The sequence below is a fragment of the Sphingomonas sp. UYEF23 genome, from assembly GCF_040546165.1.
Taxonomy (GTDB): Bacteria; Pseudomonadota; Alphaproteobacteria; order Sphingomonadales; family Sphingomonadaceae; genus Sphingomonas; species Sphingomonas glacialis.
The window spans coordinates 62,261-87,623 of sequence record NZ_JBEPNG010000011.1 but is presented as its reverse complement, the minus strand read 5'-3'; the positions used below and the strand labels follow the sequence as shown (position 1 = coordinate 87,623).

The following is a 25,363-nucleotide window of genomic DNA, read 5'->3' as shown; positions in this document are numbered from 1 at the left end:
TTCGGCGTTGGGGGGGGTGGGGCCCGGGGGGGGGGGTGTGTTGGTGTCCGGCCCCCCCCCCCCCGCCCCCCGCGCCCCCCCCCCCCCCGGGGGGGGGGGGGGCCCCCCCCCCCCCCCCCCGGGTCTCACCGAGACCAACGGCCGCAGTCACTTCCCCACCCCAACCCCTCCCCTAAAGGGGAGGGGCTAAGACGAAATCAGCCCTCGGCGGTATCCGCGCCGTCGGCCGGCCGCTCGAACCATGCCTCGACCTCGCCCGACAGCTTGAGCGTCAGCGGCTGGCCATGCCGATCCACCTTCTTGCCGAGCGCGACGCGGATCCAGCCCTCGGAGCGGCTATATTCCTCGACGTCGTGGCGCTGCTGGCCCTTGAAGCGAATGCCGATCCCACGCGCGAGCGCGGCCTCGTCATAATGCGGGCTGCGCGGGTTGGAGGACAGGCGGTCTGGGGTCTGATCTGTATCGGTCATGGCCCGGGCTCATGACGCAAAAATCGCCCCCACGCCAGACACGAAAACGGCGCGGAACCGAAGTCCCGCGCCGCATCGCCTCGCGCAGTCGCCAGTTTAGCGGCAGACGCGAACGTTGACCGGACGATCGTAATAGCCATCCCAGCGACGCTCGATGAAGCAGCGCTGCTCATAGACCGGCTCGGCATAATAGCCGCTGTAATACCCGCGATCGCGGTAATAACCGTCATTGTAATAGCCACCGCGATAGTACCCGCGGTCGCGGTAATAGCCACGGTTGGAGTTCGACGCGAGCGCTGCGCCGACGGCGAGCCCGGCAATCCCGGCGACGATCGCGGTGCCGCCACCGCCGCCGCCACGATAATAGCCGCCATGGCCACGATAGCCGCCCCAGCGCTGTGCTTCGGCGGGAGCTGCTGCGGTCAATGCGGTCGCGCCAAGGGCAAGGCCGAGACCGATCTTCTTCATCAGGTGGTTCATCTCGTATCTCCTCATTCCAAGCATTCCCCGTGCATCGCCAAATAACGCATCAGCGGGCTAGCTTGTTGCAAGCTGTAGGCGAGTCGGCCTGAACGGGTCTGGAATGCGCCATTTATGGGGCGTTCACCAAGCGCCAGGCACCATGCAGCCCGCGATGGTTGCACCCGTCGCATCGCGCTGTATCGCCAGGGTCTCGGCGCGCGCCGCGCGGGCGAACGACAACAAGGTTGGATGCGATGCGGTTTCGAACGAGTCTTTTGGCGCTGGCGATGGCAGGTACGGGGATCGCCGCGGGCGCCTCCCCCGCGGCCGCGCCGCGCGAGCCAGCGGTGGTCCGCGTGCGCTTCGTCACCGCGGCCGGGCCGATCGTCGTCGCGCTCGATGCGCGCCGCGCACCGGGGACGGTCGCCAATTTCCTCGCCTATGTCGATGACGGCCGCTTCGAGGGCACCAGCTTCTACCGCGCGACGCGGCGCAAGACTGCGCCCAACACCGGCTTCGTCCAGGGCGGGATCGGCACCGATTCGCACCGCATGCTCGGCGTCGTCCCGCTCGAGCCGACTAACAAGACCGGGATCAAGCATCTCGACGGCACGCTCTCGATGGCGCGCTACGAGCGCAGCGACTCGGGGTCGGGCAACTTCTCGATCATGGTCGGCGCCAATCCCTCGCTCGACGCGCGACCGGGGTTCATCGGCTATGCCGCGTTCGGGCGCGTGATCGTCGGGATGGATGTGGTCAAGCGGATGCTCGCGCGGCCGACGCTGCCCGGCGGCGACGGTGCGTTCAAGGGGCAGATGATGGCCAAGCCCGTCACGATCGTCCGCGCCGAGCGGCTCGACGGCGTCGCCAAGCCGACCGGCGGGATGAAGGTGTGGCAGATGCTGCGCGGCGTGAAACGCTGAGCGGCACGCGCCGTCAGCCGCGCCAGCCGGCACCCGCCAGGACCGCGCCATCGCCGACCGCGCGGCGCACGCTGCCGCGGCTCCACGCGACGAATGCCGATTCCTCCATCGGCGCCGCGATCGCATAGCCCTGCATCACGTCGCAGCCGATGATGCGCAGAATATCGACTTGCGCTTGCGTCTCGACCCCTTCGGCGACCGCCTCGCAGCCGAGCGCGTGGATCACGCCGACCACCGCCTGCGCGATCATCCGCGCGGCGGCATCGTCGGCGACGGGCGCGACCAGACTGCGGTCGAGCTTGATCCGGTCGATCGGCAGCGCGCGCAGCCGCGAGAGGTTCGAATAGCCCGTACCGAAATCGTCGATCGCGATCGTCGCGCCGGCGGCGCGGAGCTGCACGATCGCATCGAGGACGTCGTCGCTGCACTGCATCGCCAGCGTCTCGCTGATCTCGAGCTCGAGCAGATGCGCGGGGGCGCGGGCGCGGTGGAGCGCGGCGCGCAGCCCGTGGAAGAAGCGCGCATGATCGATCTGGCGCGGAGAAACGTTGACCGAAAGCCGCTGCTCGATCCCGATCCGCCCCCAACGCGCGATCGTCGCGGCGACCGAATCGACCACCCAGTCGCCGATATCGACGATCATCCCGGTCTCCTCGGCGCAATCGAGGAAGGTCAGCGGCAAGCGCAGCCCCTCGCGCGGGTGGCGCCAGCGGAGCAGCGCTTCGGCCCCGACGATCCGGCCGTGATCGACGCTGATCTGCGGCTGGAAGACGAGCGCGAATTCGTCGCGGTCGATCGCTTCGCGCAGATCGCCCTCGAGCGTCGCGCGCGCGGCGATGCGCGCGGCGAGCTCGACGCTGAATGGTTCGGCGCGCCCGCGTCCGCTGCCCTTGGCATGGTACATCGCGGCATCGGCGGCACGCATCAGCTCGGTCAGCGTCACGCCGTGTTCGGGGCACAGCGCCATGCCGATCGACGCGCCGATCGAAACGTTGGCGCCGCCCAGGTCGAACGGCTCGGCGAGCGCGCGCAGAATGTCGCAGCCGATCTTCGCGGCATCGCCGGCCGCGCCGATCGCTGGGAAGAACATCGTGAATTCGTCGCCGGCAAGCCGGCCGATCAGCGGCGGCACGCCGTCGGGCTCGCGAGCGATGCTGTCGGCAACGGCGCGCAGACGGTTGGCCACCATGCCGAGCAATGCGTCGCCACAGGCATGCCCCATCGTATCGTTGACCACCTTGAAGCGATCGAGATCGATGAAGAACAGGCCGCCGCGCGTGTCCCGCGCGGTCGCGGGCGGCGTCGCGAGCATTCGCTCGCACGTCGCGCGGAAGTTGCTGCGGTTGGCGAGGCCCGTCACCGGATCGAACATCGCCAGGCGCTGGACGCCGTCGAGATGCGCGGTCATTTGCGTGAACAGGCTTTCCATCGCGCGCGCGAGTTGCGGAACGTTCTCGCCGATCTCGGGCGGGATCGCGCTGGCGAGGTCGCCCTCGGCGGCATGCGCCAGCCGTTCGATCGCGGCGTCGATCGCGCCGGCGGTGCCGGCGATGCTGCGCTCGGCCGAGGCCCAGCACATCGCCGCGCAGACCACCGCGGGGATCAACGCCCGCGTCAAATTATCGAGCTGGACGCCCCCCGCCGACGTCGCAAGCACCGCGAGGAAGAAGGCGACAGCCCCGGCGCAAATCGCAAAAACGACCGCGCGACTCTTGAGCGTGACCTCGTCCATTGTAGCAGTGCGCGACTCCTGACCCGATCGTTTGCGCGGGCTTGGCAGGACCTTCGCAGCAAAAGGTTAAGAGTTTTGTGATGCCCGCAAACGCTTGAGGACAATATACAAAGCCCCCGCCCCGCCATGCCGCGGATGCGCCCCGCGCACCGCCGCGATCGCTGCGGAGTGGCGCGATCCGGCGAGCCAGTCGCCCGTCGCTGCGCGGATCGCACCGCGCGCATGCGGACGTTCGCTCGCCGGGCGCGGCGGCTTGCCGGTAACGAGCAGGATCACACGGTCGCCGGCGCGGATCGCGGCATCGAGCGCGGCGTCGAGCAGGTCATAGGCCGAGTGCAGCGTATGGCCGTGGAGGTCGATCGTGCGGTCGGGCGAGACGAGCCCGCGCGACAGCTGGCGATCCCAGCTACCATCGAGCGTGTTGCCGGGCGGCTTGGGGGGCGCGGCGATCGAAATGCCCTTGCGGCCAAGCGGCGGGACCGAGCCGACCGTCCCCTTGCCGAGCAACGCGCCGAACGATGGGAGAGGTTTTTCGGGGATGCGCATCGCGGGAACGGGGCGACGTTCGACCGGCGCGACCGGGACCGCCTTGGCGGCGGGCGCGACCGCGCGCAGCGGGCGGACCCCCGCCATCACGCGCGCCCACAGCGCGGCTTCCTCGGGACGGAGCGGGCGCGATCCCACCCCTGTCAGCCCGCCGTCGCAGCACCCAGGCGCTGCAGCGTGCCGACCGGCAGCAGCAGGAACGCGGTGCCGCGCGCCGCCATTCCGCCCGCCGTCGCCGCCGCATCGGCGCCTGCGCCCCAGAAGGTGTCGATCCGGTTGGCGCCCTTGATCGCGCCGCCGGTATCCTGTGCGATCCACAAGCGGCTCGCATCGGCGCGGTCCATCGACAGCAAAACCGGCGCGCCGAGCGGCACGAAATGCGGATCAGCCGCAGCACTCACCCCGCCCGTTACCGCAATGCCGAGCGCGCCGAGCGCCGGCCCGGTCTGTTCGCGGAAGAACACGTAGCTCTTATTCTCGCGCATGATCGCGCGGCCCTCTTCGGGATGATCGTGCAGCCAACCGACAATGCCCTGCATCGAGCTCTGCCCGGGCGCGAGCAGCCCGCGCTGCTTCATCAGCGCGCCGATGCCGGTGTAATCGCGGCCGTTCTGGCTCTCATAGCCGATCCGCATCACCGACCCGTCGGGCAGCCGCAGCCGGCCCGAGCCCTGGACTTGCAGGAAGAACAGTTCGATCGGATCGGCCGCCCAGGCGATGATCGGCGCACGGCCGTCGAGCGAGCCCTGCTCGATCGCGGTGCGATCGTCATAGGGGACGAAGCTCTTGCCCGCGACACGACCGCGGATCTTCTTGCCCTTGAGCGTATCGCTGAACAGGCCGAGATCGACATCGACGAGGTCGGACGGACGCGCGTAGATCGGCACCTCGTACCCGCGTCGCCGATCGCGCGAGCCGCGGATCTCGGGCTCGTAATAGCCCGTCGCGAACGCCTTGCCGTCGCCGACTTGGACTGCTTCGAAATATTGCGCGAAGAACGCGCGCGCCCCGCCGGAACGGACGCTTGGCGCGGCGGCGCACGCCGGCTGCCAGTCGGCGCCCTGCGTCAGGCCCGTGGCGTCGGTGCGGCGTTGCAGTGAGGGGCAAGTCGCGCGGAAGGCGACGAGCGCGCGCTCGGCCTGCGCATCGTCGATCGGCAAGCTGTAGAGCGGCGGCCCGGCGATGACGCCCGCGCTACGCGCGGTCGGCCCGGGCGCGGTGACGGCCTGGGTCGGAGCGATCGGCGTTGCCGGTACGGGGCGCCGGACGGGAGTCTGCCCGTTGCCGATAGCGCGGGGGCGTTCGACTTGCCCACCGCCGCAGGCCGCGAGGAAAAGCGCCAACGCGGTTACGCCAACGGACTTTCCGTACCGAAGGCCGGAAAGCGAACCCCGAACGTCCCCCCGCACCGCGATCACGCCTCGTCGGTGTCGGCGAGCTTCCAGTTCGGATCGCTGCTCTTGAGCGTCCGCGCGAAGGTCCAGGCATCGTGCGTCTCGACCGCGTCGCTCATCGAGCCGGCGATGACGGTGTTCTCGGCATCGCGCGTGACCGCAGCGATATCGGCGTCGAAGCGCACCGTGATCCGCGCAACCTTGCCCTCGAGCGTCGCGTCGGAGATCACCGCGCGTTCGATCGAGACCAGACGATTTTCAAGAACATGGCCCGCGGTGTTGCGCGCTTCGATCGCAGCGACGAACGCCTCGCGCACGTCGTCCTCGGCAAGCCACGCGAGTTCTTCCTCGTCGCCCTTCCAGAACGCCTCGAGGATCATGCGATACGCCGCCTTCGATCCATCGAGGAAGCGCGCCACGTCGAACGACGAGTCGCCGGCGATGATCGCGCGGATGCCGGCCTCGGCCTTGGGCTCGACCAGCCGGCTGACCGGCTCGCGGCTTTCGCCGGCGATTTCGGTCGGGCGTTGCACCAGCGTCAGCGGCGCGCGGTCCTCGGCGGGTTTGGGCAAGGGCTGCTCATGCCCGGTGCGCTTGCCGAGCACCATGTACAGACGCAGCGCCAGAAAACCGGCGACCATCGCGAGGATAACAATCAGGAACACGCGGCCTCCAGGGCTTTCACTAGACACGCTACATAGGCATAAACCGCCGCTGTTTCAAACGACGTGATTGTACGCGGTGCCCGTCAAAGCCGTGGGGCCTCGGTTGAACTCGGTCCCACCCCCTGCTAGGCGCGCGCCTTCCATGCCACAACGCTGTGGCGACTATACGGCCAAAGCAAGGACGAGTTCCATGAGCGAGCAGGATGACGGCTTCATCACCACCACGGTCGACGGCGCGCCGTTGGCAAATGGGGCCGATACGACCCCGGCGGCGGGTCTGATCTCGCAATATGTCAAGGACTTCTCGTTCGAGAACCCCAACGCACCGGCGATCTTCCAGAACCCGACGCCGCCGGCGATCGACGTCCAGTTCAACATCGCCTCGGCGCAGGTCGGCGAGGACGTCTATGAAATCGTCCTGCGGATCGAAGTGAAGGCCGAGGCCGAGGGCACCGTCGCGTTCCTGGTCGACCTTTCCTATGCCGGGCTGTTCGGCTTGCGCAATTTCCCGCTCGAGCATCTCCAGCCGTTCCTGCTGGCCGAAGCGCCGCGGCTGATCTTCCCGTTCGCGCGCCGCGTGCTCGCCGATGCGGTCCGCGACGGCGGCTTCCCGCCGCTGCTCCTCGAGCCGATCGATTTCGGCGCGGTGTTCCTGCAGCAGCAGGAAGCCGGCGAAGCCTCGGGCGCGTTCGGCACGGCGTAATCTTGCCGCGTCACCCCGGGCTTGTCCCGGGGTCCACCGCGCCGCACACTCTCCGCCGATCGGCGCGCGGCCCGGTGGACCCCGGAACAAGTCCGGGGTGACGAAATGGGTGTCGGGCTGATGGCGCAATGAACCTCGTCAAATCCCTTGGCTCGGTCGGCGGGCTGACGCTCGTCAGCCGGGTGCTCGCCTTGCTGCGCGATTCGCTCGCCGCACGCTATGTCGGCGCGGGGTTCGCATCGGATGCCTTCAACGGCGTCGCCTTCCGCTTGCCCAACATGTTCCGCGCGCTGTTCGCGGAAGGCGCCTTCTCCGCCGCGTTCATCCCGCTGTTCAACAAGAAGGCCGCGGGTCCCGAGGGCCTCCCCGCCGGCTATGCCTTTGCCGAGCGCGCGCTGGCGGTGCTGCTGCCGGTGCTGATCGTCTTCACGGTGGCGATGCTGCTCGCCGCCTGGCCGATCACCTATCTGCTGTCGGGCGGCTTCGCGCGCCAGCATCCGAGCCACGCGCAATTCGCCTTCGCGGTCATGCTCTCGCGGATCACGCTGCCCTATCTGGCGCTGATCTCGCTCGCCTCGCTGCTCGGCGGGATCCTCAACTCGCTCGACAAATTCTGGGTCAATGCCGCCGCGCCGATCCTGCTCAACCTCGCGATGATCGGCGGGCTCTGGTTCTTCCACGGTGCCGACGAATATGAGACCGCACGCGTCCAGGCGATCTCGGTCACGGTCGGGGGCGTGCTGCAACTCGCCTGGCTGATCCTCGCGTGCCACCGCGCGGGCGTCGACATGCGGCTGCGCATGCCGCGGCTCGATGCGGATGTGCGCGAGATGCTGCGCCTCATCGTCCCGGCCGCCGCGGGTGCGGGCGCGTCGCAGATCAATCTGCTGATCTCGACCTCGCTTGCGGGCAGCCTGCTGGCGTCGGGCTCGATCACGTACATCTATTATGCCGACCGGCTCAACCAGCTCCCGCTCGGGCTGATCGGGATCGGGCTCGGCACGATCCTGCTGCCGACAATTTCGCGGCTGCTGTCCTCGGGCCAGGACGCGGCGGCGATGGAGACGCAGAATCGCGGGATCGAGCTTGCGCTGTTCCTCACGCTTCCCGCGACGATCGCCTTCCTCGTCGCCGCCGAGCCGATCGTCCGCGGGCTGTTCGAATATGGCAAGTTCGGCGCGATGGACGCCAAGCGCTGCGGCTGGGCGCTGAGCGCCTTCTCGATCGGGTTGCCGTCGTACGTGCTCGTCAAGGTGCTGACGCCGGGCTATTACGCGCGCGGCGATACGCGGACGCCGGTGCGCTATGCGATGATCTCGATCGCGGTCAATATCGTCGGCAACCTCGTGCTGATCCCGCTGATCGGCCATGTCGGCCCGCCGCTCGCGACCGCGCTCGCCTCCACCGTCAACGTGGCGATGCTCTACCGCACGCTCGCCGTACGCGGGCATTTCGTCGCCGATGCGGGGCTGCGTCGCAAGGTGCCGCGGCTACTGCTGGCAGCACTGCTGATGGGCGCGACGATCTATGCGTTCGAGCAATGGCTCGATCCGTATCTCGGCGGGCCGCTGATCGTGCGCTACGGCGCGCTCGGCGTGCTGGTCGGCGCGGGCGGCGCGGTCTATGGCGTGGCGTGCTTCGTCACCGGCGCGTATCGCATCGCCGACATCAAGGCGCTGCTGCGCAAGCGCGGCGCGACCTCACAACCCGTTCAGGAATAACCCATGCGCGTTCTCTCTGGCATCCAGCCAACCGGCAACCTCCACCTCGGCAACTATCTCGGCGCGATCCGCCAGTGGGTGGCGATGCAGGATGCGATGGCGGCGGGCGACGAATGCCTGTTCTTCCTGGCGGATCTGCACGCGCTGTCGCAGCCGGTCGTGCCGGCTGAGCTGAACGCGCACACCACCGAGATGGCGGCGACGCTGCTCGCGTGCGGGATCGACCCGCAGCGCTCGATCCTGTTCAACCAGGCACGCGTGCCGGCGCATTCGGCGCTGCACTGGATCCTTGGCGGCACCGCGCGGATGGGCTGGCTCAGCCGCATGACGCAGTGGAAGGACAAGGCCGGCAAGAAGGGCGAGACGCAAAGCGTCGGGCTGTTCACCTATCCCGTGCTGCAAGCCGCCGACGTCCTGCTCTATCAGGCGACGCACGTGCCGGTGGGTGAGGACCAGAAGCAGCATCTCGAGCTCGCACGCGACATCGCGGTCAAGTTCAACAGCGATTATGGCGACACCTTCACGCTGCCCGAGCCGTTCATCTCGAAGGCCGCACCGCGCATCATGAGCTTGCGCGATGCAAGCGGGAAGATGTCGAAGTCGGACCCGAGCGATGCGTCGCGGATCAACTTGGTCGATTCGGACGAGCTGATCGCGAGCAAGGTCCGCAAGGCCAAGTCGGATGCCGACGGGCTGCCGGGCGAGGTCGCGGGGCTCGCCGAGCGGCCCGAGGCGAAGAACCTCGTGACGATCTATGCAGCGCTCGAAGGGAGCACGCCGGACGCGGTGCTGGCGCAGTTCGCGGGACAAGGCTTCGGCGCGTTCAAGCCTGCGCTCGCCGATCTGGCCGTGGCGACACTCTCCCCGATCCGCGAGCGGCTGACGGCATTGCTGGATGATCGCGCGGCGGTGAGCGCGGTGCTCGCCGACGGCGCGGCGCGTGCGGCAGTGCTGGCGGCGCCGACGCTTGCAAGGGCACAAGCGGCGGTGGGGCTGCAGGTCTAGGCGGCGAACGGGTTGCGGATCGTCAAGCGGCCGTCGATGACGAGGCCGTCGTGCATGTCTTCGGACCAGAGCGTGTCGCAATCCGCCAGCAGTGCGGCGGCGACGATCGCGGCATCGTAGAAAGCGATCTTATAGCGCCGCGCGAGGCGGCACGCGGTCTCGTGCGTTTCGAGATCAACTGGCACAAGGCTCAACAGGTCTTTGAGTTCGTCCAAAAGCGCATCGAGATCCGGCCACGGCATCTTGAACTTGCGACGCCCAACGTTTACGACTTCGTTGAGGGCCTGGACGCTGATGGTACCGCCGTCGGCCACCAGATCGCGGGCCCGCGCGGCCCTTTGGTCATTGACCGAGACCAGATACAGCAGAACGTTGCTGTCAAATGCGCTACCGGGCATTTGCCTCTTCGCGATCGAACTTGAAGTCTTCGGGCATCCAGCCCTGAAACCGTTTCAAGCTTTCCAGAACGTCCTCGCGAGTCCGTTTACGGCGGATACGAAGCGACCCGTTCTGAACCCGGACGTCGAGCTCCTCGCCAAGCTCTACCGCGAGCGCCTCGACCATTTCCTTGGGCAAACGGACCGCGAAGTCGTCGCCCCACTTCGCCAACTGCATCGCCTGTCTCCGAATACGGCCTTGGCCATACCGTAATTTCGGCGCGCTCGCTATCCCTCGAGCTCGCGCAGCAGCACGCGCACCGCGGTGTCGATCTCGCGATCGGTGTCGCGCAGTTCCTCGATCCGACGGACCGCGTGGATCACCGTCGAATGGTCGCGCCCGCCGAACTTGCGCCCGATCTCGGGGAGCGAGCGCGTCGTCAGCCGCTTGGCGAGGTACATCGCGATCTGGCGCGGGCGCGCGACCACCACCGCGCGGCGCGCCGACACCAGATCGACCGGCTTCAATTCGAAATGCGCCGAGACCGCCTTCTGGATCTCGTCGATCGTCACGCGGCGTTCCGCCCCGCGCAGCACGTCACCAAGCGTCGCCACGGCAAATTCGAGATCGACCTCGACCCCGGTGAGCTGCGCATAGGCCACGACCCGGTTGAGCGCGCCCTCGAGGTCGCGGATGCTCGCGGTGATGCGCGCGGCGAGCAGGTCGAGCACGTCGCCCGGCACCTTCGCGCCGGGCATGTCGAGCAGCTTGCGGGTCAGCACCGCGCGGCGCAGCGCCAGGTCGGAATTCTTGATATCGGCGACGAGGCCGCACGACAGCCGCGACATGATCCGCGCCTCGACCCCGTCGAGCCCCTGCGGGCAGCGGTCGGCCGAGATGACGAGGCGTTTGCCCGCGCCCATCACTTCGTTGATCGTGTGGAAGAACTCTTCCTGCGTCGAATCCTTGCCGGCGATGAACTGGAGGTCGTCGACCAGCAGCAGATCGGCCGAGCGCAGCCGCAGCTTGAAGCTGTGCGTGTCGCGGCTGCGCAGCGCCTGGACGAAGTCGAACATGAAGCGTTCGGCCGACATCATCAGCACGCGCGCCTCAGGGACCGCAGCAAGGTAGGCGGCGCCGATCGCGTGCATCAAGTGGCTCTTGCCCTGCCCCGTGCCGCTATGGAGGAAGAGTGGGCTGAAGCGCGGCACGCCGGGCTCGGCGAGCGCCTTTGCGGCGTTGAACGCGACGCGGTTCGACGCATCGACGACGAAGCGGTCGAAGGTGAAGCGCGGGTCGAGCGTCGGACGGTCGGCGATGACTACTGGCTCGGCCGGCGCGACGGGCGCGGGCGCTGGCTCGGCCTTGAGCACGGGCGTCGGCGCCGCCGCCATCCCGGTCTCGATCGCCACGCTGCGGACGCTCGGCACCAGCGCGCGGAATTCCTGCAGCAGCCGGTCGCCGTAATGGTTGCGCACCCAGTTCGTCATGAACGCCGACGGCAGCGTCAGCCGTACCGTCTCGCCGTCCCCGCCCGCGACAAGCGCGATCGGCTTGAGCCATTGATCGAACAACCGCACCCCGGCCGATTCGCGCAGATGTGTCCGCACCGTGTTCCAGGCGCGCGCGACCGTATCGGCCTGCCCGCCGGCAAAGTCGGTATCGTGCGCGTCCCCCCCCCTGTTCACCGTCAAGACCACGCCAAAACCTTTGCATTGCGAGCTGCGGGAGACCCCGCACCGCTGAAATTACGACAGACAAACATCCCCCCAGGCGGAATCACGATCCGTCTGACGCTTGCCATTCAAAGTAGGTCGCGAGCCAGAAACACCGCTCGCGGCGGAGGGCCATTTATGAAGATCACAGCGAGTCGAGCAAGGCCCCGACCTGTCACATTTTCTAAATATACCCGGTTGACTCGGATTGAGCGAAGGTTTCGCGTCGAAAATCTCACAAGCCTATGAAATCAGGACGTTTCGTCAGTGACACTTTGATGAAGGTTCTGCGAATCGCGGTAAACTGCGCCTTTGCCGTTTGGACGGTCAAAAGCGTTCGCGCAACGTTCCTTGATAGGGGTTAAGTCGACACTGCGAGACCCATCGCCGCGTCGAAAAGCGTAAACCACGACAAAAAGCCCGCCGGACCTGTGTCCAGCGGGCGATCAGCCGTTGCGTAACCCGATTGGGATTAAGCGAGCGCGGTGAGACGCTTCGTCAGGCGCGAGAACTTGCGGCTCGCGGTGTTCTTATGCAGCACGCCCTTGGCGACGCCGCGCATCAGCTCGGGCTGAACCATCGCCATCGCGGCGGTTGCAGCAGCCTTGTCGCCCGCTTCGAGCGCAGTCTCGGCCTTCTTGACGAAGGTGCGGATGCGGCCGGTACGGTTGCCGTTCACGATGGTCCGCGCGGCGTTACGACGGATGCGCTTTTTCGCCTGTGGCGTGTTCGCCATGAAGCCCTCTGATCTGTAAATAAGAAAGGGCGGGAGATAGCTCCCGGCCCCGGAAGCCGTGCGCCTTACGCAGAACGGGGGGGTCGGTCAATCATTTCTGGCATTTCGGGCACCAGAAAGTCGAGCGGCCGCCTTCGGCATAGCGCTCGACGGTGCCGCCGCAGCTGCACGGCTCGCCCTCGCGGCCATAGACCGCGAATTGCTTGGAGAAATAGCCGAGCTCGCCGTCGGGGCGGGCGTAATCGCGCAACGACGAGCCGCCTGCGTCGATCGCCGCGAGCAAGACCTCCCGAATCGCCGGCACGAGTCGCGCGAGCTTGGCGCGCGAGACGGTCCCGGCGGCGCGCTTGGGCGAGATTCCCGCGGCGAACAGCGCTTCGCACACATAGATATTGCCGAGCCCCGCAACGAGTCGCTGGTCGAGCAGCATCAACTTGATCGAGGCGATTCGCCCGGCGAGCTTGGCGTGGAGATAGGGCACGGTCAGTTCGGGGCCGAGCGGTTCGGGGCCGAGCGCCTTGAACGCGGGGAAATCCGCAAGCGATTCGGTCGGGAGCAGATCGACCGAGCCGAAGCGCCGCGGATCGTTGAGCGCGAGGCGCTGAGTCGCGGTTTCGAGAATCAAATGGTCGTGCGGCAGCAGCTCGGAGGGATCGACTCGCCAGCGCCCCGACATGCCGAGGTGGAAGATCATCGTGTCGCCGCGATCGGTCTCGATCAGCCCGTATTTCGCGCGGCGCGACAAGCCCGTCACGGTCGCGCCGGTCAGCCGCTGCCCGAGATCGTCGGGAAACGGCCGCCGCAGATCACCGCGACGGGTCTGCACCAGCGTGATGCGCTGGCGCTCGAGCACGGGCCGGAGCCCGCGCACGGTGGTCTCGACTTCGGGAAGTTCTGGCATCCCCCGTCCCTGCCCGCTTCCATGCCGGCAGCGCAAGCGGGCGCGCTGACGGAAACAATCAGGCGCTCGTCGGGACGAAGACGCGCTTGGACCGCGGGTCGCTGGATTCACGCGAGACGATTTGTCCGAGCTGCAACGCAGCGGTTTGCGCCGCCGCTTTGCTCGGCTAGAGCGTGCGACATGAACGATCCAAACTCTGGCACCGTCTCCTTCGGCTACGAAGACATCCCCGCCACCGAAAAGACCGCGCGCGTCGGCGGCGTCTTCTCGAGCGTCGCACGCAGCTATGACATCATGAACGATGCCATGTCGGGCGGGATGCACCGCGTGTGGAAGGACCGCTTCGTGCGCCGCGTGAAGCCGCGCGACGGCGAGCAGATCCTCGACATGGCCGGCGGCACCGGCGACATCGCCTTCCGCCTCGCCGAATCGGGCGCGAGCGTGACGGTCGCCGACATCAACCCGCAAATGCTCGAAGTCGGCGTCGACCGTGCGGCGAAGCGCGGGATCGACGGCCTGGTGTGGACCGAGGCGAATGCCGAGACGCTGGTCTTCCCCGACCGCTTCTTCGATGCCTACACGATCGCGTTCGGTATCCGGAACGTGACCGACATCCCCAAGGCGCTGCGTGAAGCGAACCGCGTGCTGCGGCGTGGCGGGCGGTTCTTCTGCCTCGAATTCTCGACCACGCTGTGGCCGGGATTCGCCGACGTCTATGACGCCTATTCGCACAAGCTCGTCCCCAAGCTCGGCAAGCTGCTCGCGCAGGATGAGGACAGCTATCGCTATCTGATCGAATCGATCCGGCGGTTCCCCGACATGCCGACCTTTGAAGGCATGATCCGCGATGCGGGTTTCGTGCAGACGGGGGTCGAGCCGATGCTCGGCGGGCTGGTCGCGATCCATCACGGGTGGAAGATTTGATGGGGGGCGAATCAAAAGCCCCTCCCCTTCAGGGGAGGGGTTGGGGTGGGGCCGTAACAGGTGCTGCGCTCTGCGAGGCGTCCCCCACCCCCAACCCCTCCCCTGAAGGGGAGGGGCTTACGATATGACCGCGCCCGCAACCCACGTCTGGCGCCTGCTCAAATGGGGCCGGATCCTCGCGCGCCACGGCGCGCTGAGCGGCATCGAGCGCGATCAGAACACCCCGCTGCCGATCCGTCGCCTTGCGCGAATCGCCCGGATCGGCGCGCGCGTTCCAGCCGTGCCGCGCTATGCCGACGCGCTCCAGGCGATCGGCCCCGCCGCGATCAAGCTCGGCCAGACGCTCGCGACGCGCCCCGACATCGTCGGCGAGGCGGCGTCGAACGATCTGATGCGGCTCCAGGACGCGCTCCCGCCCGTCCCCTATGAGACGATCCACGCCGCGATGACGCGCGCCTTCGGGCGCGATCCGGCCGAGCTGTTCGCCTCGATCGATCCCGTGCCCGTCGGCGCCGCGTCGATCGCGCAAGTCCACCGCGGCGTCACCACCGATGGCCGCACCGTCGCGATCAAGGTGCTGCGCCCCGGCGTCGAAGTCGATTTCGCGCGCGCGATCGAGACCTATCAATGGGCCGCGGCGCAAGTCGAAGGCTATGGCGGCGAACTCGCACGGCTGCGCCCACGCCTCGTGATCGAAACCTTCAAGCGCTGGACCGCGCGCGAGCTCGACTTGCGGCGCGAGGCCGCCTCGGCATCCGAACTCGCCGACGCGATGACCGCCGAGCCCGATTTCCTGGTGCCCAAGATCGATTGGCAGCGCACCACCGGCAAGGTGCTGACGCTCGAATGGATCGACGGGATCAAGCTGTCGAACCGCCCCGCGCTGGTCGCGGCGGGCTATGACTTGCCGCTGCTCGCCAACACACTCGTCCACGCCTTCCTGCGCCAGGCGATCGCCGAGGGGTTCTTCCATGCCGACATGCACCAGGGCAACCTGTTCGCGCTGCCCGGCAACAAGATCGCCGCGATCGACTTCGGCATCATGGGGCGGATCGACCGGCGCGCGCGCGTCTGGCTCGCCGAGATCCTCTACGGGCTGATCACCGGCAATTATAAGCGCGTCGCCGAAATCCATTTCGAGGCGGGCTATGTCCCGCCGCACCACAGTGTCGCCGAGTTTGCGACGGCGCTGCGTGCGGTCGGCGAGCCGATGCGCGGCATGTCGGTCAAGGATATGTCGATCGGGATGATGCTCGACGGGCTGTTCAACATCACGCGCGACTTCGATATGCAGACGCAGCCGCATCTGCTGCTGCTGCAGAAGACGATGGTGATGGTCGAAGGCGTCGCGACGAGCCTCGATCCCGAGATCAATCTGTGGGACGCAGCGTCACCGTTCGTGCGCGAATGGATCCGCACCGAGCTTGGCCCCGAGGCTGCGGTCGCCGACCGGTTGGTCGAGGATTTCCACACGCTCGCGCGACTTCCCGACTTGATCCGCAACATTGAACGGCGCTTCCCCAATCCGCAGGGAGCGCCGCCCGAGCCCCCCTTGCGCGAAATCGAGGTCGTGCGGATCGGCGGCGGCTGGCGCTATGCGCTCGTCGCGGTGCTGAGCGCGGGTGCCAGTCTGGGTCTGGGGTGGATGCTGTGGGGGTAAGGCGGCGCCTCCGCTCGCCGCGGCGCGACGCGCTGGCGTGAGTCCACGGCCGCCCTTCTGGCTGGCCGAGCCATCGCGCTATGCCGCGCTGTCGCAACCGCGCGCGCGGATCGCCGCGGCTTTGCTCGCGTTGCTGCTGCTCGCGACGCTGCTCGCGCTCGCCAGCCCCGGGCCGCCGCCGGTGAGCCACACGCCCGCGTCGCGCGCCGACGACCAACGCGACGTCATGCTGTACGAGACGATCGTCCAGGGGATCCGCGGCGGGGGCGATTATTACAGCGTGACCGCACAAGCGCTGCGCACCGGCGACTATCCGATGCGCCCGTTCGTGACCTTCCGCTTGCCGACGCTCGCGGTCGTCCAGGCCGCGCTGCCGCGCCTTGCGACGATGACGCTGCTCTACGCGCTCGTCGCTGGCGTCGCCTATGCCTGGTACCTGCGGCTTGGCGGCGTGTTCAATCGCCCCGCGCCGCGCCTGATCGCGCTTGCGCTGCTCGCCAGCGGACTGATGGCGTTCGTGCAAAGCGATCTCGTCGCCTTCCATGAGATCTGGGGTGGCCTTCTCATCGCGTTGTCGCTCGCGGTACGGCGCGAGGACAAATGGATCGAGGCGGTCGCGATCGGGCTGATCGCGATGCTGATCCGCGAGACCGCCGCGCTCTATGTCGGGGTGATGGTGCTGTTCGCGCTCGCCGAGGGGCGGCGGCGCGAGGCGATCGGCTGGGCGGCGACGCTCGGCGTGCTCGCGATCGTCGTCGCGCTTCACGCGCATGCCGTGGCGATGGTGGTGCGCGAGACCGATCCCGCCTCGCCCGGCTGGGCCGGGCTGCTCGGCTTTGGTTTCTTCGTGAAAACGATGCAGATCTCGACCGCGCTCGATCTTGCGCCGCTGTGGATCGCCGCGCCGCTCGTCGGGTTGGCGCTGTTCGGCTGGTCGGCGTGGCGCAGTCCGCTTGCGCTGCGCGCGCTCGGCGTATTCGTCGCCTATGCGCTGCTGCTGGCGCTGTTCGGGCGGACCGACACCTTCTATTGGGGACTGATGATCGCCCCCACGCTCCTGATCGGCCTGGCCTTCGCGCCCGACGGCCTGCGCGACCTGATCGCGGCAGCGCGCGAGCCGCGACGGAAAATCATCGTGACGCGGGTGACGCGGTGAAGATCCTGCTGATCGTTGGCGGCGGGATCGCCGCGTACAAGGCGTGCGAGCTGATCCGGCTGTGCCGCAAGGCCGGGATCGGCGTGAAATGCGTGCTGACCGCGGGCGGCGCGCATTTCGTCACGCCGATGACGCTTGCAGCCTTGTCCGAGAACCAGGTCTATACCTCGCTGTGGGATCTCAAGGACGAGGCCGAGATGGGGCATATCCAGCTCAGCCGCGAGGCCGATCTGGTCGTCGTCGCGCCCGCGACCGCCGATTTGATGGCGAAGATGGCGGGGGGAATCGCCGACGATCTTGCGACCACGCTGCTGCTCGCGACCGACAAGACGGTGCTCGCGGCGCCCGCGATGAACGTGCGGATGTGGCAGCATGCCGCGACGCGCCGCAACGTCGCCACGCTGCGCGGCGACGGGATCACCGTGCTCGAGCCCGACGAGGGTGCAATGGCGTGCGGCGAATTCGGCCCGGGGCGGTTGCCCGAACCTGCGGCGATCTTCGCCGCAATCCAGGTGGCACTCGCCCGGTGAGCGCGCTTGCCGGACTGCATATCCTCGTCACCGCCGGCCCGACGCACGAGCCGATCGATCCGGTGCGCTATCTCGCCAATCGCTCGTCGGGGAAACAGGGCTTCGCGATCGCCGCCGCGCTTGCCGCGCGGGGCGCGCGCGTCACGCTGATCGCGGGGCCAGTGACGCTCGCGACGCCCGCCGGGGTGACGCGAGTCGATGTCGAAACCGCGCTCGAGATGGAGGCGGCGGTGGCGGCGGCACTGCCGGTCGACGCGGCGGTGCTCGTCGCGGCGGTCGCCGACTGGCGCGTCGATAGCGCGGGGCAGAAGATCAAGAAGGGCGCGGGCGGTCCGCCGGTGCTGCATCTCGTCGAGAATCCCGACATTCTTGCGGGGCTAGCGCGCAGCCCGCTGCGGCCGCGGCTCCTGATCGGCTTCGCGGCCGAGACCGAACATGTGATCGACCACGCCACCGCCAAGCGCGTGCGAAAGCAAGTCGACTGGATCGTCGCCAATGACGTGTCGGGCGATGTAATGGGCGGTTCGGCGAACACGGTGCATATTGTCACCGCCGACGGTGTCGAAAGCTGGGAGCGGCTGCCCAAGGGCGAGGTCGCCGAGCGGCTTGCCGAGCGGATCGTGGCCGCCCTGACGCACTGACGGGGCGCTTCGCGGTGCGGCGCACCCCTTCCGTCACCCCGGCCCTGTGCCGGGGCCCACCGCGCAACCGCCACAACGGCCAAGGTTCGCGGCACGGTGGACCCCGGCACAAGGCCGGGGTGACGGTTTGTCCGGGGGGGGTCCCCCAAACCCTTACAGGTCGAGCTTGCCCTTCAACTCGTCGATCCGCTTCGACGCATCGGCCTTGCTCAGATCGGGGCTTGGCGGCTCGACATGCGCTTCTTCGCTGAGCGTGGTCAGATACGATTCCTGCGCGCCGGTCATCGGGTCACCGCCCGAAACCCACTGGTCGGGGTTCTTCTCGGTGTTCGATCCCGGATGCTCGTCGAGCTTCGGATTGTGCGGGGTGTCGGCCATGGGATACTCGCATGTTTCTGGTATGTTCTAAACCACCGAGACGCCGCACGGTTCCGTTGCACGCGGCAGGCTTCGACACCGACTGCCAGACTTGCTAAGGCCGTCCGCATGCATACGCCTGCCACGCCGCCGATCACGATTGCGCTCAAGCGCTTGCCGCACGGCGAAGACTTGCCCCTGCCCGCGTATGCGACCGATGGCGCCGCCGGGCTCGACGTCGTCGCCGCCGAGGCGTTGACGCTCGCGCCAGGCGCGCGTGCCGCGGTCGCGACGGGGTTTGCGATCGCGATCCCGCATGGCTTCGAGGTGCAGGTGCGCCCGCGCTCGGGGCTCGCGCTCAAGCATGGCATCACGTGCCTCAACACCCCCGGCACGATCGACAGCGATTATCGCGGCGAAGTGAAGGTGATCCTCGCCAATCTCGGCCAGGCGCCGTTCGAGATCGCGCGCGGCGACCGGATTGCCCAGCTCGTTCCGGCCCCGGTTCAACGCGCGATCCTCGACGAAGTCGCCACGCTCGACGATACCGAGCGCGGAACCGGGGGCTTTGGATCGACCGGACGATGATACTTTTCATGCTGCTGCTGCAGGCTGCGGAGCTTCCCGCGGTCCCCGCCGACTGGGCGACGCTCGCGCCGCTGCCCTATGTCGCGGCGCCACGCCTCACGCCGCAATTGACGAGCTTCGTCGCGAGCGAGATCACCGCCAATCGCTGCCCGATGGCCAAACCCGCCGACGGGCATTACGTCGTCAAGGTCGACGTCGCGACGCTGGTCGGCGCGGACGGGATCGTCCGCCGCACCGTGCCGCACGCGATCAACTGCCCGACGGTCGAGCAATATGCCGCGGGTCTCGTGACGGGGTTCGCGCGCGGCAACCTCGCGCTGCGCGCCGGGACGACCGACCATTGGTACCGCGCGACCATCGTGTTCGACTGGCGCGGATGACGCTCTCCGACGCCGAGCTCGAGCGCTATGCGCGCCATATCGTGCTGCGCGAGGTCGGCGGGGCGGGACAGCTTGCGCTCAAGGCGGCGAGCGTCGCGCTGATCGGCGCGGGCGGGATCGGCAGCCCGGCGATCCAGTATCTCGCCGCAGCGGGTGTCGGACGGCTCGTGCTGATCGACGACGATACGGTCGATCGCTCCAACCTCCAGCGCCAGACGCTGTTCGGCGAAGGCGACATCGGCGCATCGAAAGTCGCCGCCGCGGCCGATGCGGCACGCGCGATCAACGCGCATGTCGTGATCGACGCACGCTCCGCGCGGCTGACGCCCGCCAATGCCGCCGATCTGCTCGGCGGGGTCTCGGTCGTGCTCGACGGCAGCGATTCGTTCGCGACGCGGCTTGCGGTGTCCGATGCGGCGCACGCGCTGCGCATTCCCTTGGTGTCGGCCTCGGTCGGGCAGTTCGAAGGGCAGCTAGGCGTCTATCGCGGCTGGGAGCCGGACAAGCCCTGCTACCGCTGCTTTGTCGGCGATGCGCGCGACCGGGCGGGCGACAGTTGCTCCGAGCAGGGCGTGCTCGGCGCGATGGCGGGCGTCATGGGCAGCCTCGCCGCACTCGAGGCGCTCCGCGCGATCGTCGGCTTCGGCGAGGACACGGCGGGCAAGCTGCTGCTGGTCGACGCGCTCGCCTTTCGCTTTCGCACGATCGCCTTGCCCAAGGATCCCGGCTGCCCGGGCTGCGGTTAGCAGCACCTTAAGGGTGGCACGCTAGGACAGTCTCATGAAACGCGCGCGCATCCTCGTCATCTTCGGCACCCGCCCCGAAGCGATCAAGCTCTTCCCGGTGGTCGCTGCGCTCAAGGCGGTGCCCGGGCTCGACGTGCGCACCTGCGTCACCGCGCAGCATCGCGGGCTGCTCGACCAAGTGCTCGCGATCGCCGGGCTCACCCCCGACGTCGATCTCGATTTGATGGAGCCGGGCCAGTCGCTCGACCGCCTCACCGCGCGGTTGCTCACCGGCCTGGGCGACGTGATGGACGCCGAAAAGCCCGACCGCGTGATCGTCCAGGGCGATACCGCGACCGCGATGGTCGGTGCGCTCGCGGCCTATTACCGCAAGGTCCCGGTCAGCCATGTCGAGGCGGGCTTGCGCTCGGGCGACATCTACCAGCCCTGGCCCGAGGAAGTGAACCGCCGCATCGTCGCGCCGATCGCCGACCAGCATTTCGCGCCGACGCAGACCGCCGCCGATGCGCTGCTGCGCGAGAATATCGATCCGGCGATGATCCATGTCACCGGCAACACCGTGATCGACGCGCTTCACGCGACGCGCGCGAAGCTTGCGGCGGACCCGTCGCTCGCCGCCGGGCTCGATGACATCGCGACACGCTTTGCGGGCAAGAAGATCGTGCTCGTCACGACGCACCGGCGCGAGAATTTCGGCGGCGGGATGGACAATATCGCGCACGCGCTCGGGCAGATCGCGAAGCGCGGTGACGTTGCGATCGTCTTCCCGATGCATCCCAACCCCAATGTCGTCGAGGCGATGAACCGCGTGCTGGGCGACCGCCCCAACATCGCGCGGATCGACCCGCTCGATTACCCGCACTTCATCCGTGCGCTCGGCCTGTGCCATATCGCACTGACCGATTCGGGCGGGGTGCAGGAGGAAGCCCCCGCACTCGCCAAGCCCGTGCTGGTGATGCGCGAGACGACCGAACGCCCCGAAGGCGTCGCCGCGGGCACCGCCAAGCTGATCGGCACCGACCCGCAGCGGATCGTCGCCGAGGTCACCACGCTGCTCGACGACCCCGCCGCCTATGCCGCAATGGCGCGCGCGCACAATCCGTTCGGCGACGGCCATGCGAGCGAACGGATTGCCAGCATCGTCGCCAAGGGCTTTGGTGTGGCGACGTCGTGAGCGCACGCCGCGTTTCCGAAATATCAACGCTCCGCGCGCATGAGCCGGAACGTGAGCAAGTAAAGGCGCAGGATCGATGATGTCGCACGCTGACCTGAAGGTCGTTGTCGTTGGTCTGGGCTATATCGGCTTGCCGACCGCTGCGGTGATTGCGCGGACGGGGGCGAGCGTGCTCGGCATCGATGTGTCGGCGCATGTCGTCGAGACGGTCAATTCGGGCAAGGTGCATATCGAGGAGGTCGATCTCGACGGGCTGGTTTCAGGTGTCGTCGCGCGCGGCACGCTGCGTGCGTCGACGCAGATCGAAGCCGCCGACGTGTTCGTCATCGCGGTGCCGACGCCGTTCGCCGCCGATCATGCGCCCGATATCGGCTATGTGCTCGACGCCGCGAAGTCGATCGCGAGCGTGCTGAAGGCCGGCGACGTGGTGGTGCTCGAATCGACCTCGCCGGTCGGCACGACCGAGAAGGTGCGCGATCTGCTCGCTGAGCTGCGCCCCGATCTCAAGGTGCCCGGCAAGAGCAACGGCGACAGCCCCGACGTCGCGATCGCCTATTGCCCCGAGCGTGTCCTGCCCGGACGAATCCTCGTCGAGCTGATCGACAATGATCGCGTGATCGGCGGCATCACGCCGCGCTGTGCGCGCAAAGCGCTCCAATTCTACCGGCGCTTCGTGCGCGGCGCGTGCGTCACGACGACGAGCCGCGCCGCGGAAATGACCAAGCTGACCGAAAACGCCTTCCGCGACGTCAACATCGCGTTTGCCAACGAACTCAGCCGCGTCGCCGACACGATGGACGTCGATGTGTGGGAAGTGATCCGCCTCGCCAACCGTCATCCGCGCGTCAATATCCTGTCGCCCGGCCCCGGCGTCGGCGGGCATTGCATCGCGGTCGACCCGTGGTTTCTGGTCCATGCCGACCCCGCCAACACGCCCTTGATCCGCACCGCGCGCGAAGTGAACGACGCCAAGATCGACTACGTCGTCGAACGCGCCGAGGCGATGGTCGCGGCCAATCCCGGCGAGCGCGTCGCCTGCCTCGGCCTCGCGTTCAAGGCCAATATCGACGATTTCCGCGAGAGCCCGGCGTTGAAGGTGGCGCTCGCGCTGGCGGCGCGCTTCGGCGACCGGCTGTGTGTCGTCGAACCCTATACCGACACGCTCCCGCCGAGCTTCGATGGCAGCGGCACGACGCTGATCGACGTGGACAGCGCGATCGAGACGTGCGGGATCATGATCGTGCTGGTCGACCACGACGTCTTCAAATCGGTCCCGCTCGACGAGCGCGCCGACAAGCACGTCTATGACACGCGCGGCATCTGGCCCGATCAGCCGCGCAGCGTTCCGCGCGGCGAAGCGTTACGAATGGCGAGCTGACGCGCGTGGCCGCCGACCCGCGCGGTTGCTGCGAGTCGGGTCGCGATGAAAGGTCCCACGAGTGCTGACGACTGCCCCCCGCCCGCCCAGCGGACCACCCGAATCGCGCGCGTATGCGATCGGCGACGTGCATGGCCGGCTCGACTTGCTCGACACGCTGCTCGAACAGATCGCGGCGGATCGCCAGGCCCGGCCCTGCGCGCGCGAATTCCTCGTCCTGCTCGGCGACGTGATCGATCGTGGTCCCGATTCGCGAGGGGTCGTCGCGCGGCTGCGCGGGCTCGATGACCCGACGCTCCACACGGTCATCCTGATGGGCAATCACGAGGAAATGCTGGTGCGCGCGCTCGGCGCGCAGCCGCAGCGGCTGCGCGACTGGCTCAAATTCGGCGGCGCCGAATGCGTCGAGAGTTACGGCGTCGATGCGGGCGACGTCGCCGAGCTCGATCCCGCCGCCGCCGCCGCGGTGATCCGCGCTGCGATCCCACGCGGCGATCTGGCCTTTATCGATGGTTTTGCCGACAGCTTCCGCTTCGGCGACTATCTCTTCGTCCATGCCGGCATCCGCCCCGGCATCGCGCTCGAGCATCAGCGGACCGGCGACCTGCGCTGGATTCGCGAGGATTTCCTCGACAGCGAGGCCGCGCATCCGCTGTTCGTGGTCCACGGGCATACGATCAGCGAGGGCCCCGACGAGCGAGCCAACCGGATCGGGATCGATACCGGCGCCTATGCCAGTGGCGTGCTGACCGCGCTGTGCATCGAGGGCACTGGGCGACGGTATCTAGCGACTGGGAGCTGACAGCGGGCCATCGCTCAGCTGAAGTGCCAGGCCCTTTCGTTACCCGGGCCTTGTGCCGGGGCCCACCGGGCAGCGTATACTCCGCAGACAGCATGTGCGTCTCGGTGGACCCCGGGACGAGCCCGGGGTGACGAAGCGTTGGTGCCGTGGATCGCCGCTAGCGCAGCAGATCCACCGCGAACGCGCGCACCGTTTCGCCGATATCCTCGCGCCCGATCGCGACCGATAGATTGGCGGTGACGTACCCGGCCTTGTCGCCGCAATCATAGCGCTTGCCGTCGAAGGTCAGCCCGTGGAACGGCTGGTCGCCGATCATCCGCGCCATCGCGTCGGTCAGCTGGATCTCGCCGCCCGCGCCCTTCTCCTGATTTTCGAGCACGCGCATCACCTCGGGCTGGAGGATGTAGCGGCCGATCACCGACAGATTCGACGGCGCGGTGCCCTTGGCCGGCTTCTCCACCAGGCCCTTGACCTCGGTCAGCGCGCCATTGCGCACGCCGGGGGTGATGACGCCGTACATGTGCGTCTGGTCCTCGGGGACTTCCTGCGCGCAGATAAGATTGCCACCGACCTGCATATACGCATCGACCATCTGCTTGAGGCAGCCTGGCTTGCCGAGCATGAAATCGTCGGCGAGCAGCACCGCGAACGGCTCGTCGCCCACGATGTCGCGCGCGCACCACACCGCATGGCCAAGCCCCATCGGCTCCTGCTGGCGGACATAAGCGACCGCGCCCGGCGCGAGACGCGTCTGATCGAGCACGTCCAACGACTTGCCGCGCGCCGCCATCGTCGCCTCGAGCTCATAGGCGATGTCGAAATGGTCCTCGATCGCGGACTTGCCGCGCCCGGTGACGAAGATCATCTGCTCGATCCCCGCTTCGAGCGCTTCGTCGACCGCATATTGGATCAGCGGACGATCGACGATCGGCAGCATTTCCTTTGGCATCGCCTTGGTCGCCGGCAGGAAGCGCGTCCCAAGCCCGCCTACGGGAAAAACGGCCTTACGCAGGGGTTTAATCGGCATCGATGTCTTTCGAATTCAAAGCACTTGGTACGCTTGATACGCCGCGTCCGACGCCAAGGAAAGCAACGACGCGCAGTCCGTTGCGGAGCGCTCAGGGCGCGGCGGGCGCTGGCGCGGCAGCCTGTTGCTGCATCTGCTGGAATTGCGCGCCGGAGACGAAATCGAGCAGTTCGATATCGAACGCCAGTACCGATCCAGCCGGGATCGGCCCGGTCGCCCGATCGCCATAGCCGAGGCTCGGCTTGATCCAGACGCGGTATTTCGCACCCTTCGGCATCAGCTTCAACGCTTCGCTAAAGCCCGGGAGGACGCCGGAAACGGGCATCGGCGTCGGGCGTGCGCTCTGGTCGAAGGTCGTGCCGTCGATCAGCTTGCCGACATAATTGACCAGCGTGACGTCCGCATCGGTTGGCTTGGCGGGGCCGACGCCGGGGGTCAGCACGCGATATTGCAGGCCCGACGGCGTCGTCAAGACGCCGCGCTGCTTGCCGTTGCTGGCGAGAAAGGCTTCAGCCGGGTTCAGCGGCACGGCCGTCGCAGCGGGCTTCGCCTTGACCGCACGGTGCACCACCTTGTGGGTGGCCGCGTGCAGTGGCGCCGCTGGGAGAAGAATCGCGCCGATCACGCCGGCAATCGCGAGGTTGCGCAT

General features: G+C 67.8%; 27 protein-coding genes and 1 pseudogene. 14 read left to right on the top strand and 14 right to left on the bottom strand.

Translation table 11 applies throughout. From position 1 onward, the window contains the following. Nucleotides 1-197: 197 nt before the first annotated feature. Both ABIB28_RS16915 and ABIB28_RS16910 read right to left on the bottom strand, forming a co-directional pair. The gene (locus ABIB28_RS16915) at nucleotides 198-470 is read right to left on the bottom strand and encodes a DUF3297 family protein (RefSeq protein ID WP_189675969.1); all 273 of its coding nucleotides are present in this window, start codon (nucleotides 468-470) and stop codon (nucleotides 198-200) included. A 96-nt stretch (nucleotides 471-566) separates the two neighbouring features. Beyond that, a complete protein-coding gene (locus ABIB28_RS16910; RefSeq protein WP_189675970.1) occupies nucleotides 567-950 on the bottom strand; it encodes a hypothetical protein in 384 nt (127 codons plus the stop codon). A gap of 236 nt (nucleotides 951-1,186) precedes the next feature. On the opposite strand from ABIB28_RS16910, the gene ABIB28_RS16905 reads away from it, so the two are divergent. Continuing rightward, nucleotides 1,187-1,855 carry a peptidylprolyl isomerase gene (locus ABIB28_RS16905; protein WP_189675971.1) on the top strand — a complete coding sequence of 223 codons (669 nt, stop codon included), beginning with the start codon at nucleotides 1,187-1,189 and terminating at the stop codon, nucleotides 1,853-1,855. Nucleotides 1,856-1,868: 13 nt separating this feature from the next. Here the strand turns inward: ABIB28_RS16905 and ABIB28_RS16900 are convergent, their stop codons facing one another. The 4 genes from ABIB28_RS16900 to ABIB28_RS16885 all read right to left on the bottom strand — a co-directional run bounded on the left by ABIB28_RS16900 (nucleotide 1,869) and on the right by ABIB28_RS16885 (nucleotide 6,192). Further along, a complete protein-coding gene (locus ABIB28_RS16900) occupies nucleotides 1,869-3,587 on the bottom strand; it encodes a putative bifunctional diguanylate cyclase/phosphodiesterase (RefSeq protein WP_354289235.1) in 1,719 nt (572 codons plus the stop codon). Nucleotides 3,588-3,653: 66 nt separating this feature from the next. Continuing rightward, nucleotides 3,654-4,220 (bottom strand): Smr/MutS family protein, encoded by a 567-nt coding sequence (locus tag ABIB28_RS16895; protein WP_133191843.1) that lies wholly within the window; start codon nucleotides 4,218-4,220, stop codon nucleotides 3,654-3,656. A 56-nt stretch (nucleotides 4,221-4,276) separates the two neighbouring features. Beyond that, nucleotides 4,277-5,476 carry a murein transglycosylase A gene (gene mltA / locus ABIB28_RS16890; protein ID WP_335925414.1) on the bottom strand — a complete coding sequence of 400 codons (1,200 nt, stop codon included), beginning with the start codon at nucleotides 5,474-5,476 and terminating at the stop codon, nucleotides 4,277-4,279. 71 nt (nucleotides 5,477-5,547) lie between these two features. Continuing rightward, the gene (locus tag ABIB28_RS16885; RefSeq protein WP_189675973.1) at nucleotides 5,548-6,192 is read right to left on the bottom strand and encodes a Tim44/TimA family putative adaptor protein; all 645 of its coding nucleotides are present in this window, start codon (nucleotides 6,190-6,192) and stop codon (nucleotides 5,548-5,550) included. A 190-nt stretch (nucleotides 6,193-6,382) separates the two neighbouring features. On the opposite strand from ABIB28_RS16885, the gene secB reads away from it, so the two are divergent. The 3 genes from secB (at nucleotide 6,383) to trpS (ending at nucleotide 9,621) form a co-directional block, all read left to right on the top strand. After that, nucleotides 6,383-6,895, top strand: coding sequence for a protein-export chaperone SecB (secB, locus tag ABIB28_RS16880; protein WP_133186078.1), 513 nt, complete (start codon nucleotides 6,383-6,385; stop codon nucleotides 6,893-6,895). A 128-nt stretch (nucleotides 6,896-7,023) separates the two neighbouring features. Next, complete coding sequence (gene murJ / locus ABIB28_RS16875; RefSeq protein WP_354289233.1) at nucleotides 7,024-8,616, top strand: murein biosynthesis integral membrane protein MurJ; 1,593 nt, start codon at nucleotides 7,024-7,026, stop codon at nucleotides 8,614-8,616. Nucleotides 8,617-8,619: 3 nt separating this feature from the next. Further along, a complete protein-coding gene (gene trpS, locus ABIB28_RS16870) occupies nucleotides 8,620-9,621 on the top strand; it encodes a tryptophan--tRNA ligase (protein WP_354289232.1) in 1,002 nt (333 codons plus the stop codon). Here the strand turns inward: trpS and ABIB28_RS16865 are convergent. The 5 genes from ABIB28_RS16865 to mutM all read right to left on the bottom strand — a co-directional run bounded on the left by ABIB28_RS16865 (nucleotide 9,618) and on the right by mutM (nucleotide 13,351). Continuing rightward, nucleotides 9,618-10,019, bottom strand: coding sequence for a PIN domain-containing protein (locus tag ABIB28_RS16865; RefSeq protein ID WP_354289231.1), 402 nt, complete (start codon nucleotides 10,017-10,019; stop codon nucleotides 9,618-9,620). The two genes, trpS and ABIB28_RS16865, sit on opposite strands and share 4 nt — an antisense overlap. After that, nucleotides 10,009-10,236, bottom strand: coding sequence for an AbrB/MazE/SpoVT family DNA-binding domain-containing protein (locus tag ABIB28_RS16860; protein ID WP_354289230.1), 228 nt, complete (start codon nucleotides 10,234-10,236; stop codon nucleotides 10,009-10,011). The genes ABIB28_RS16865 and ABIB28_RS16860 overlap by 11 nt, the downstream gene beginning before the upstream one ends. A gap of 50 nt (nucleotides 10,237-10,286) precedes the next feature. Beyond that, nucleotides 10,287-11,687 carry a chromosomal replication initiator protein DnaA gene (dnaA, locus tag ABIB28_RS16855; RefSeq protein ID WP_133186068.1) on the bottom strand — a complete coding sequence of 467 codons (1,401 nt, stop codon included), beginning with the start codon at nucleotides 11,685-11,687 and terminating at the stop codon, nucleotides 10,287-10,289. A 499-nt stretch (nucleotides 11,688-12,186) separates the two neighbouring features. Next, a complete protein-coding gene (rpsT, locus tag ABIB28_RS16850; RefSeq protein ID WP_133191840.1) occupies nucleotides 12,187-12,450 on the bottom strand; it encodes a 30S ribosomal protein S20 in 264 nt (87 codons plus the stop codon). Nucleotides 12,451-12,541: 91 nt separating this feature from the next. After that, the gene (gene mutM / locus ABIB28_RS16845) at nucleotides 12,542-13,351 is read right to left on the bottom strand and encodes a bifunctional DNA-formamidopyrimidine glycosylase/DNA-(apurinic or apyrimidinic site) lyase (RefSeq protein ID WP_189675978.1); all 810 of its coding nucleotides are present in this window, start codon (nucleotides 13,349-13,351) and stop codon (nucleotides 12,542-12,544) included. A gap of 180 nt (nucleotides 13,352-13,531) precedes the next feature. Between mutM and ABIB28_RS16840 the strand changes: the two genes are divergently transcribed. From ABIB28_RS16840 to coaBC, 4 genes and pseudogenes are all read left to right on the top strand, one after another. Further along, complete coding sequence (locus ABIB28_RS16840) at nucleotides 13,532-14,275, top strand: class I SAM-dependent methyltransferase (protein WP_189675979.1); 744 nt, start codon at nucleotides 13,532-13,534, stop codon at nucleotides 14,273-14,275. A 124-nt stretch (nucleotides 14,276-14,399) separates the two neighbouring features. Continuing rightward, on the top strand, nucleotides 14,400-15,935 hold the full coding sequence (ubiB, locus tag ABIB28_RS16835; protein WP_354289229.1) for a 2-polyprenylphenol 6-hydroxylase: 1,536 nt from the start codon (nucleotides 14,400-14,402) through the stop codon (nucleotides 15,933-15,935). 37 nt (nucleotides 15,936-15,972) lie between these two features. Continuing rightward, nucleotides 15,973-17,091 (top strand): glycosyltransferase family protein, encoded by a 1,119-nt coding sequence (locus ABIB28_RS16830; protein WP_354289228.1) that lies wholly within the window; start codon nucleotides 15,973-15,975, stop codon nucleotides 17,089-17,091. Further along, a pseudogene (gene coaBC, locus ABIB28_RS16825) lies at nucleotides 17,088-18,262 on the top strand (bifunctional phosphopantothenoylcysteine decarboxylase/phosphopantothenate--cysteine ligase CoaBC). Before ABIB28_RS16830 ends, coaBC begins: the two are co-directional and overlap by 4 nt. Before the next feature lie 153 nt (nucleotides 18,263-18,415). On the opposite strand, the gene ABIB28_RS16820 reads toward coaBC, so the two are convergent. After that, nucleotides 18,416-18,640: a DUF3072 domain-containing protein gene (locus ABIB28_RS16820; RefSeq protein ID WP_133191834.1), complete on the bottom strand. Its 225-nt coding sequence runs from the start codon at nucleotides 18,638-18,640 to the stop codon at nucleotides 18,416-18,418. A gap of 108 nt (nucleotides 18,641-18,748) precedes the next feature. Between ABIB28_RS16820 and dut the strand changes: the two genes are divergently transcribed. The 6 genes from dut to ABIB28_RS16790 all read left to right on the top strand — a co-directional run bounded on the left by dut (nucleotide 18,749) and on the right by ABIB28_RS16790 (nucleotide 23,687). Next, the gene (gene dut, locus ABIB28_RS16815) at nucleotides 18,749-19,207 is read left to right on the top strand and encodes a dUTP diphosphatase (protein ID WP_133191833.1); all 459 of its coding nucleotides are present in this window, start codon (nucleotides 18,749-18,751) and stop codon (nucleotides 19,205-19,207) included. Then, nucleotides 19,204-19,587, top strand: a complete 384-nt coding sequence (locus tag ABIB28_RS16810; RefSeq protein ID WP_354289227.1) for a hypothetical protein — start codon at nucleotides 19,204-19,206, stop codon at nucleotides 19,585-19,587. Before dut ends, ABIB28_RS16810 begins: the two co-directional genes overlap by 4 nt. Continuing rightward, a complete protein-coding gene (locus tag ABIB28_RS16805; protein ID WP_354289226.1) occupies nucleotides 19,584-20,333 on the top strand; it encodes a HesA/MoeB/ThiF family protein in 750 nt (249 codons plus the stop codon). The genes ABIB28_RS16810 and ABIB28_RS16805 overlap by 4 nt, the downstream gene beginning before the upstream one ends. A 34-nt stretch (nucleotides 20,334-20,367) precedes the next feature. Then, complete coding sequence (wecB, locus tag ABIB28_RS16800; RefSeq protein WP_354289225.1) at nucleotides 20,368-21,507, top strand: non-hydrolyzing UDP-N-acetylglucosamine 2-epimerase; 1,140 nt, start codon at nucleotides 20,368-20,370, stop codon at nucleotides 21,505-21,507. Nucleotides 21,508-21,583: 76 nt separating this feature from the next. Continuing rightward, complete coding sequence (gene wecC / locus ABIB28_RS16795; protein WP_354289224.1) at nucleotides 21,584-22,885, top strand: UDP-N-acetyl-D-mannosamine dehydrogenase; 1,302 nt, start codon at nucleotides 21,584-21,586, stop codon at nucleotides 22,883-22,885. Nucleotides 22,886-22,946: 61 nt separating this feature from the next. Further along, complete coding sequence (locus tag ABIB28_RS16790; RefSeq protein WP_354289223.1) at nucleotides 22,947-23,687, top strand: metallophosphoesterase family protein; 741 nt, start codon at nucleotides 22,947-22,949, stop codon at nucleotides 23,685-23,687. Nucleotides 23,688-23,844: 157 nt separating this feature from the next. On the opposite strand, the gene galU is transcribed toward ABIB28_RS16790, so the two are convergent. After that, nucleotides 23,845-24,714, bottom strand: coding sequence for a UTP--glucose-1-phosphate uridylyltransferase GalU (galU, locus tag ABIB28_RS16785; RefSeq protein ID WP_133191826.1), 870 nt, complete (start codon nucleotides 24,712-24,714; stop codon nucleotides 23,845-23,847). A gap of 91 nt (nucleotides 24,715-24,805) precedes the next feature. Continuing rightward, nucleotides 24,806-25,363: an FKBP-type peptidyl-prolyl cis-trans isomerase gene (locus ABIB28_RS16780; RefSeq protein ID WP_354289222.1), complete on the bottom strand. Its 558-nt coding sequence runs from the start codon at nucleotides 25,361-25,363 to the stop codon at nucleotides 24,806-24,808.